A 6,630-nucleotide genomic window follows, 5' to 3' on the forward strand; every position below is an offset into this window, starting at 1 on the left:
CCCCGTCCCTGCCGCGCACGCCCCGGTGGTCGCCCCGCCGCACCCCCCCGCCCCCCCCCCCCACCGCCCGGGCCCGGGGCCGCGAGCTGGTCGCCCACCCCCCCGCCCCCCACCCCCGCCGCGCTGTTGCCGACAGGCCCGGAGCCCCGGACACGTCGGCAAGTGACCATGTCGTTCGCCCGCCAAGGATTGCGGGACAGCCCTCAAGCACGTGCTGCGGCCGCGAGCCGAAGGCGGCGTGATCACGGTGATTCACCCGGACCAGGCCCCTGTCCGAACCCCTGTCGACCACACTGACGGACAGAGAACAGCCAGTTGGCCGCCGCTCTCACGACAGCAATCGCTCAAAGACACGGAAGGCACGGGTAGCTCTCGCGCCGAGAAGGCGACAGCGCTCGCGAGTCAGCGTTGTCCGGTCTGCTCACTGAAGCGGCACACCGACTGTGTGGCCGTCCTGAGCGCCTGACGATGGAGCGTGTCCAACCGTTCCAGCACTGCCCCCGACCCAGTGGCCAGGGCCAACTGCACCGTGCATGCGATGGGCCTCTCGCGCAGTGCTTCCGTGTCCTTGAGCTCTTGGAGCAGGGCCGTGGTCAGTTGGTCGAGCTGCTCGCGAATCGAGCCGAGATCGGGGCGCGTCGTGGGCGCTTCCACCGGGTGAACGGTCCAGCGAGCGAACAAGCCGTTCTGCACGGCCTTGCTCGCGGTGATCTGGTCCTGGAAGAACGACGCCGCCGCGTCCGGGTCCAGCCCAGCCGCGCCGGCCTGTGTTCGGACCTGCTCCAGTACCTGTGCCTCGCGCACCGGGTCTTCGATGGGCGAGTCGGTACCGAACTTGGACGCCGCCACGTCATCACTCACGCGGATGCGCTCGATGACGAGAGCCGTCAGAGAACCGAGCTCGCCGAGTGGCTTGGCCGTCTCGACCGTGCCGCTGACGGATTCGGCGGGAACGGGGGTGCTCATGGCCATGGCCTGAGGAACGGTCAGCACGGTTGCGGCCCCCAGAAAGCCCGTGATCACGGCGTAGCGGGTCAAGTGGTCTCGCAGTTTCAAAGGTCTGCCTCGGTTCTCGATATGCGCGGGAAGTGGGCCGCCTGCGTCAACGGGCCTTACCGGGTTCGTGACGGGTTCGGCAGGGGGGTCGCGTTGAATATGCGGTAGGGGTCGTACCGGTGTTTGGCTGCGAGCAGCCGCTCGGTGTTGGAGCCGTAGGCGTGGGCGATCTGTGCGACCGCGTCCGGGCCGAGGAGGTTGGGGTAGCCACCCGGCAGTGCCTCGGGTGCGAGGGTGTCGGCCAGATCGCCGGCCCAGACACGATGCTCCGCCGCACCGGTGTCGCCCGGTTCCCACTGGGCGATGATCTCGATCATGAGGTGCGGGTCGCGGTTGCCGAATGCCGTTTCCCTCTCGGGTACTTGTGCCGCGGCTCCGTGCAGGCTGTGCACGGATACGGCCGAGTGGGGCGAGGTCAGGGTGGAGCCCGCGAGGATCAGCATGTCCCGCACTCCTGAGGTCAGGGACGGCACGGAACGCGTGCGGATCTCGACGTGCCGGCCGAAGGGGAACCGCGCGTCGATGGCCGCGAGCATCGCGGGCACGGTGGTGGGGGCGACCTGGGAGACGAGGGGTGTGCCGAGGGTGTCGAGCCGCGCCAGCGCGTGTTCTCCCGCCGTGGAGTCGTCGCCGCTCCAGGTGGGCGAGAGGAACACCACGGGCTTGCCCTCGGGGCCGGGTAGGACACCGGACTGCACGGTCAGTTCGTCCGGGCTTCCCGCCAGGACGTCCGCCGGCCCGGCCAGTACGGTCCTGGCCTGCTCCCACCCGAACAGCACCATGCCGGACAGCAGCGTCGGAACGGCGTGCAGGCGCACGCGCATCGAGGTGACGACACCGAAGTTCCCGCCGCCGCCGCGCAGAGCCCAGAACAACTCCGGCTCCCGTTCGGTGTCGGCCGTGACGACCGAGCCGTCGGCGAGCACCACCTCCGCGGACAACAGGTTGTCCAGGGCGAGTCCGAAGCGGCCGCTGAGCGGCCCATAGCCGCCGCCGAGGGGCAGGCCCGCCATGCCCACGGAGCCGGCGGCACCGGTCGCCGCGGTGAGGCCGAATGGCTGAGTGGCGGCGACGAGATCGGCGGCCGTGGTTCCTCCTTCCACCTCGGCGACCTTCGCCACCGGATCCACCTTCACCCGGCGCAGGCCGGACAGGTCAATCGTCAGGCCACCGTCGCGCAGTGCTCTCCCGGCCCAGTCGTGACCGCCGCCACGCACCGTCAGGGGTACCCCGAACTCCCGCCCGGCCAGTACGGCAGTCCCGACCTCGGCCGGATCGGCGCACCGGACGATCACGCCGGGACGAGCGGAGACCGCGCCGTTCCAGATGTTCCGGACGGAGTCGTAGTCCGGCCCGGTGGTAACCACCTGTCCCCCAGGGATGGTCCGCCTCAGGGCGGCGGTCAGACGGCCGAGCTGTTGGCGTGTCGTCACAGTGATTGCACCTCTGTCTTGCGGATCTAGACAAAAACGTGGTGAACGGCGTCACTTCGTCAGCCATACCCGGCCGAGGCCGGACTCCCCGGCCCCGGCCGGCGAGGCGGTCATGCGGGGGTGTGTCATCGGGTGCTGCGGGCGGCTTCTTCGATGATGTGTGTGACGGTGCCCGGTCGGCTGATCATCACGGCGTGGGAGGCGTCGACCTCCTCGGTGTGCGCGCCGGCCCGCTTGGCCATGAAGCGCTGGGCGTCGGGAGTGATCGCGTGGTCCTGGCGGGTGATCAGATCCCAGGACGGGATGGTACGGAACGCTTCCTGGGCGCTGGCGTCCATGACCGCCTTGATGTTGGCGGGCCGCTGGACCGCAGCCAGGTCCGCGGCCGTGGTCTTGTCGACGTCACCGGCGAAGACCTCCCGGAACTGGTCCGGATCGATGGACACCTCCGTCCCGTCCGGGACGACGGTCGGCACCACCGGAAGGTCCGGCGACATTTTGGCCAGACCACCCACCGTCTCCCCCTTCGCGGGGATGAAACCGGCGATGTAGACCAGGGCCTTGACATCGGGATCCGAGGCGGCGGAGTTGGTGATCACCGCGCCACCGTAGGAGTGGCCGACCAGCACCACGGGACCCTTGATCGTGGACAGGTAACTGGAGACGTAGGCCGTGTCACTGGTCAGCCCCTGCAGAGGATTGGCGATGGCCCGCACCGGATAGCCGTCCGCGCGCAGCCGCTCCATCACCGATGACCAACTGGAGGAATCCGCCCACGCCCCGTGGACCAGGACGACCGTCGGCTTCGCGGAAGCAGACGCGGAGGAGGGCCCCTTGTCGGTCGCCATCGCCACACCTGGAGCGGTGGTGGCAGCAAGCAGCGTCAAGGCACCGGCGGCGAGCGCGACGCGACGCGGGACATGGATACGCATGATGTGACCTTTCGGTTCGACTATGACTTCGCGGCGATGACTTCACGGTGCAGAGGACCGGACTGGCCCGACACGGCCCCGGACGCCGTCGCCTCACCCGGTCGCCGGCCAGACGCGACACAGCAGCCGCAGCATTCCCGTGACCGCCACGTGACGCCGGACGGAGGGAGAACGTTCGGTCTCATTAGATCCGCCGCGCAGGGCCCTGTCAATACCGAACGTTCTATCTCGTGATTTGCTAGCCTTCCGGTATGACCCCGACCCCAGAAGGCGGCAGCGCCTCTGATGCGCAAGCGCGGCTGCTCAGCACGGCCTCCAGGATTTTCTACGCGGAGGGAATCCACTCCGTCGGCATCGAGCGGATCACCGCGGAAGCGAAAGTAACCCGGGCCACGCTGTACCGGCACTTCGCGGGCAAGGAAGACCTCGTCCTCGCCTACCTCGCCGGGGCCGACCGAGGAATCCGAGGACAGGTCACCGCCGCCCGGGCGAGCGGTCAGTCGGCCGTCGGCAAGGTCCAGGCCGTCGCCGAATCCATCACCCAAGGCATCCTGGCCCCCGGTTTCCGCGGATGCGCCTTTCTCAACGCGGCAGCCGAATACCCCGACCCCACCCACCCGATCCACCAATTCATCCTGACCCACCGGCAGTGGTTCCTGGACACCGTCACGGACCTGCTGGCACAAACCAGCGACGCACCCGCGGCGCCGGACGCCCGGCACCTCGTCATGCTCAGGGACGGCGCCATGGCGGCCGGTTGCCTCTTCAACCCCGAACTGGTCTCCGCCACCTTCCTGCAAGGCGTCTCAGGAATCCTCCTGGCGCGCACCAGCTCGGCAACCGCGTCGGACCCGCCCCCCTCCGTCAGCAACATCACGGACCAGGCACCCTGCCCCCTCCCGTCCCCGCCGGTGACAGGTGACAGGCAAGACCACGCCTCAAATACCGACATGCGGCGGTGACATGGAGGGCCCCTCAAGGCGTCGCCCTGCCCTCAGACGGCCCCGCACCGAGTGAGGTCAGACCACACACCAGGAACGGTGTGTGCCGCCCGTCGTCACGATCGGGCCGGCCCGTCGCTCTCTACGCGATCCACACCCTGCTGTCCGACAGAGACGAAGAACCTCTCGACCCGGTCACCAGCAACGTGTCGCACCCGCGCTGAATCGTCCGTGGATCACGGAGAGGACAGGGCCCTTCATATAGTTGCCTCAAGCAATGACATTGGAGATACATGTGGCCGAGAACGTCCTGTACGACGAGCTGATGCGCCAGTTGAGCGCCGTCGGTTCCGTACGCCGTGAACTGGGCCGCATCGTGCCGGCCGGCTGCTCCGACGGCTCCGCCTCGGTGCTGGCCGTTCTCGGCCGCCACGGTGCCATGCGCATCGGCAGGCTCACCGAACTGCTCGGTGTCGACCCGTCCGTCACCAGCCGTCACGTCGCCCACCTCACCATGCTGGGCTGGATCGACCGCAACCCGGACCCGGCCGATCGGCGCTCGCGCATACTGCGCCTGACCTCCGAAGGCCACACACAGCTCGCCGAACTGTCCGACCACCGCTCCCGGGAGCTCGCCGCACGACTGACCGACTGGAGCAACGAGGAAATCCGGCGACTGGCCCAGCTGCTGTCCCGACTCCGCGCCGACTTCGACGCTCAGCGGACCGAACCGCGCACGTTCGCAGACGCCTCCGAGGACGCCCGCCACCCCCGTGCCCCCGCCGCGTAACACCCACTGCCATCAGGTAGGGAACACCCCCATGACAACCACCCCCGACGCAGGCGTGCAGTCGCACGCCCCTCACGAGGAAGGGACCGCCCGCGAGCCGATGACCCATGCGCAGATCATGCGCGCGCTATCAGGGCTCCTGCTCGGCCTGTTCTGCGCCATCCTGTCCTCGACCGTCGTCACCAACGCACTGCCGAGGATCATCAGCGACCTGGGCGGCGGCCAGTCCGCCTACACCTGGGTCGTCACCTCCTCGCTCCTCACGGTGACCGCCTCCACGCCCCTGTGGGGGAAGCTCGCCGACCAGTTCAGCAAGAAGATCCTGGTCCAGTCGGCACTGGTGATCTACGTCGTCGGTCTCTGGTGGCCGGCTTCGCGCAGAACCCCGCCACACTGATCACCGCCCGCGTCATCCAGGGCCTGGGCGGCGGCGGCCTGTCCGCCCTCGGGCAGATCGTGCTGGCCGCGATGATCTCCCCCGCGAGCGCGGCCGCTACTCCGGCTACCTGGGCGCCACCTTCGCGGTCGCCACCGTCGGCGGCCCGCTGCTCGGCGGCGTCATCACCGACACCTCATGGCTCGGCTGGCGCTGGTGCCTCTTCGTCGGTGTCCCCTTCGCCGTCGCCGCACTGATCGTGCTGCAGCGCACGCTGAACCTGCCGGTGACGAAGCGTCAGGTCAAGGTCGACTGGGCAGGCGCCTTCTTCATCACCGCCGCCGTCTGCACCCTGCTGATCTGGGTCACCTTCGCCGACGACAAGTACGACTGGCTCTCCTGGCAGACCTACACACTGGTCGGCGGGTCGATCGTGCTGGCGCTGATCTTCCTGTTCGTCGAGACGAAGGCCGCCGAACCGATCATCCTCCTGCGGCTGTTCCGCAACCCCACCATAGCCCTCGCTTCCACCGCCTCCCTGTTCGTCGGCATAGCCCTGTTCGCGGGCACCGTCTTCTTCAGCCAGTACTTCCAGCTCGCGCGTGGTAAGTCGCCGACCATGTCGGGTGTCATGACGATTCCGCTCATCGCCGGCCTGTTCGTCTCCTCCACCGTCTCGGGCCGGCTCATCACCCGCACCGGCAAGTGGAAGGCCTGGCTGCTGACAGGCGGCGCCCTGCTGACAGCGGGACTGGGCCTGCTCGGCACGCTCCGCTACGACACCTCGTATCTGTACATAGCCTCCTACATGGCGCTGGTGGGGCTCGGCGTGGGCATGACGCTGCAGAACCTGGTGCTGTGCACGCAGAACCAGGTGTCTTCCGACGACCTCGGTGCCGCGTCCTCCACAGTCACCTTCTTCCGCTCGCTCGGCGGCGCGGTGGGCGTCTCCGTGCTCGGCTCGGTCCTCACCACCCGGATCGGCCATTACGCCCGCGAGACCATCACCCACCCATGAGGGCCGGGCCTGTCAAGCGTAGAAGTGGCCCCGGCCTGCGGCTTTTTGTTCTTCACCGAGGCGCTTTCCTTTGTGGGTCTTCCT

4 protein-coding genes and 2 pseudogenes are annotated in these 6,630 nt (G+C 68.5%); 3 read left to right on the plus strand and 3 right to left on the minus strand.

The annotated features are described in order from the left end of the window. Nucleotides 1-402: 402 nt before the first annotated feature. The 3 genes from ABZ904_RS49990 to ABZ904_RS50000 all read right to left on the minus strand — a co-directional run bounded on the left by ABZ904_RS49990 (nt 403) and on the right by ABZ904_RS50000 (nt 3,421). Entirely contained in the window at nt 403-1,038 is a 636-nt protein-coding gene (locus ABZ904_RS49990; RefSeq protein WP_361000448.1) for a chorismate mutase, read from the minus strand. Between the two features lie 74 nt (nt 1,039-1,112). After that, on the minus strand, nt 1,113-2,489 hold the full coding sequence (locus ABZ904_RS49995; RefSeq protein WP_361830880.1) for an FAD-binding oxidoreductase: 1,377 nt from the start codon (nt 2,487-2,489) through the stop codon (nt 1,113-1,115). A gap of 125 nt (nt 2,490-2,614) precedes the next feature. Continuing rightward, complete coding sequence (locus ABZ904_RS50000) at nt 2,615-3,421, minus strand: alpha/beta hydrolase (RefSeq protein ID WP_361830883.1); 807 nt, start codon at nt 3,419-3,421, stop codon at nt 2,615-2,617. A 251-nt stretch (nt 3,422-3,672) separates the two neighbouring features. On the opposite strand from ABZ904_RS50000, the pseudogene ABZ904_RS50005 reads away from it, so the two are divergent. From ABZ904_RS50005 to ABZ904_RS50015, 3 genes and pseudogenes are all read left to right on the plus strand, one after another. Continuing rightward, nucleotides 3,673-4,254, plus strand: a pseudogene (locus ABZ904_RS50005) (TetR family transcriptional regulator); the annotation flags it as partial. A 403-nt stretch (nt 4,255-4,657) separates the two neighbouring features. Then, nucleotides 4,658-5,152, plus strand: coding sequence for a MarR family transcriptional regulator (locus ABZ904_RS50010; protein WP_359402679.1), 495 nt, complete (start codon nt 4,658-4,660; stop codon nt 5,150-5,152). Nucleotides 5,153-5,252: 100 nt separating this feature from the next. After that, nucleotides 5,253-6,534, plus strand: a pseudogene (locus ABZ904_RS50015) (MFS transporter); the annotation flags it as partial. Between the last annotated feature and the right edge of the window lie 96 nt (nt 6,535-6,630).

The sequence above is a fragment of the Streptomyces sp. NPDC046900 genome (genome assembly GCF_040644975.1).
Taxonomy (GTDB): Bacteria; Actinomycetota; Actinomycetes; order Streptomycetales; family Streptomycetaceae; genus Streptomyces.

Bases quoted from the DNA above. Each gene is read 5' to 3' on its own strand.
- ABZ904_RS50000 (WP_361830883.1), bottom strand. From the start codon at position 3,421: ATGCGTATCCATGTCCCGCGTCGCGTCGCGCTCGCCGCCGGTGCCTTG.